We start from the raw sequence: 1,433 nt of genomic DNA on the forward strand, positions 1-1,433 counted from the left end.
CAGGAGAAGTGACATGGCTAACATCGGTTCTTTCAAGAAAGTCGGCAACGATTTCCAGGGCGAGATCGTCACCCTGAGCCTGCAAGCCAGGGGCGTCCGTATCGTCGCCGAGACCAACCGGTCCAACGACAACGCTCCCAGCCACCGCATCTACGTCGGTCGGGCCGAGATCGGGGCAGCCTGGTCGAAGCGCTCCGAAGAGGGGCGCGACTACCTCTCGCTCAAGCTCGACGATCCCTCGTTCAACGCCCCGATCTACGCGAACCTGTTCGATGACGAAGGCGGCGAGGGCTACACCTTGCTCTGGTCGCGGCCCCGCAAGAACGGCGAGTAAGCTCGCTCCACCAAGCCCCGCCCGAGCAGATCGGGCGGGGTTTCTCAAAGGCCGACGCCAGCCCAAATAGCGCACATCGAGCCTTATAGTCTTTACTCAGCTCGATTGTCAGGCTTTCGGCCGCAACGCTGCATTCATCTTCGTCGCAATTGCGCTAGGGGCTATCAGCCCGCTGGGTCATAGTCTGCGATTTGCAACTCCATCACCTCCGCTTGCCGGGCTTTGACCGTTCGTCTCGTGCCTCTTCATCTGGGAGGACTAGATCGACATGACTGACGCCCAGCGTGCTGGCGAGTTCAAATAGGGTTACGACAGTTGGATTACGGCGGCCGCGCTCCAGGTCACTGATATATTGCTGCGTGAAGCCGGACACTTCGGCGAATTTCTCCTGCGTGAAGCGCTTTTGCTTCCGCAGTCTTGCGAAATTTCGACCGACCAACTTGCGCATGTCCATCGGCGCAAGTTGCGTTTTTACATACTATGAGGTTTATCTCCTATAGTATGTATTTTCGTGCTTGCTGGTCAGCTAGATCGGAATGGGGCTAAAATGAGACGTCGGAACAATCTGGACCTTCGGGGGAGTCTAGAATCATTCGTAGTTTGCTGGGATGATCATGACAAAACCGCTGCTAGATCCTGACGTCGCGGATGTCGCGCCGAATGAGTCGGCGCTGACGGCGTATGACGAACAGCATGTCGTCACGTACATTCGCCTTCTGCAGGCGGAGGGCGAGGGGGCGGACTGGCGCGAAGTAGCTCGAGTGATCTTGCATATGGACCCAGAGCGAGAGCCGGAACGTACGCGGAGCGCATATCAGAGTCATCTTGCGCGCGCCAAATGGGTGACTGAGCAGGGTCGCCTGTTACGCGGCACCGGCTCGAAATAGAAGAAAAACGCTGACTCGCGACTTGCAGGCAGAACTATTTTCTTTTGCTAACCGGTGTTCATTCCGGTGCATCACGTGGTGCCAAATTAGGGGCTTCCTACAACCGCTTCGTTCATACCTATTGCGCTGCAATCCTTGTTAGCTACGTGCAATGGGGCGGAAGCAATGCCTGAATTCGACTGGCGGTCGCCGGAATCCTACAAGAGCCTACA

Annotated in this window: 3 protein-coding genes; 2 read left to right on the forward strand and 1 reads right to left on the reverse strand. The window is 56.8% G+C overall.

Going from position 1 to position 1,433, the window contains the following annotated elements; genetic code table 11:
* The first annotated feature begins 13 nt into the window (after positions 1 to 13).
* The gene (locus JQ586_RS40240) at positions 14 to 334 is read left to right on the forward strand and encodes a DUF736 domain-containing protein (RefSeq protein ID WP_018458991.1); all 321 of its coding nucleotides are present in this window, start codon (positions 14 to 16) and stop codon (positions 332 to 334) included.
* A 202-nt stretch (positions 335 to 536) separates the two neighbouring features.
* On the opposite strand, the gene JQ586_RS40245 is transcribed toward JQ586_RS40240, so the two are convergent.
* On the reverse strand, positions 537 to 788 hold the full coding sequence (locus JQ586_RS40245; protein ID WP_212400153.1) for a helix-turn-helix domain-containing protein: 252 nt from the start codon (positions 786 to 788) through the stop codon (positions 537 to 539).
* Between the two features lie 160 nt (positions 789 to 948).
* On the opposite strand from JQ586_RS40245, the gene JQ586_RS40250 reads away from it, so the two are divergent.
* Entirely contained in the window at positions 949 to 1,221 is a 273-nt protein-coding gene (locus JQ586_RS40250) for a DUF2285 domain-containing protein (RefSeq protein WP_212400154.1), read from the forward strand.
* The last annotated feature ends 212 nt before the right edge of the window (positions 1,222 to 1,433 follow it).

The organism is Bradyrhizobium jicamae, assembly GCF_018130215.1.
Classification (GTDB): Bacteria; Pseudomonadota; Alphaproteobacteria; order Rhizobiales; family Xanthobacteraceae; genus Bradyrhizobium; species Bradyrhizobium jicamae_A.

Coding starts and splice junctions, on each gene's coding strand:
- JQ586_RS40240 (WP_018458991.1), top strand. CDS start 14: ATGGCTAACATCGGTTCTTTCAAGAAAGTCGGCAACGATTTCCAGGGC.
- JQ586_RS40250 (WP_212400154.1), top strand. CDS start 949: ATGACAAAACCGCTGCTAGATCCTGACGTCGCGGATGTCGCGCCGAAT.
- JQ586_RS40245 (WP_212400153.1), bottom strand. CDS start 788: ATGGACATGCGCAAGTTGGTCGGTCGAAATTTCGCAAGACTGCGGAAG.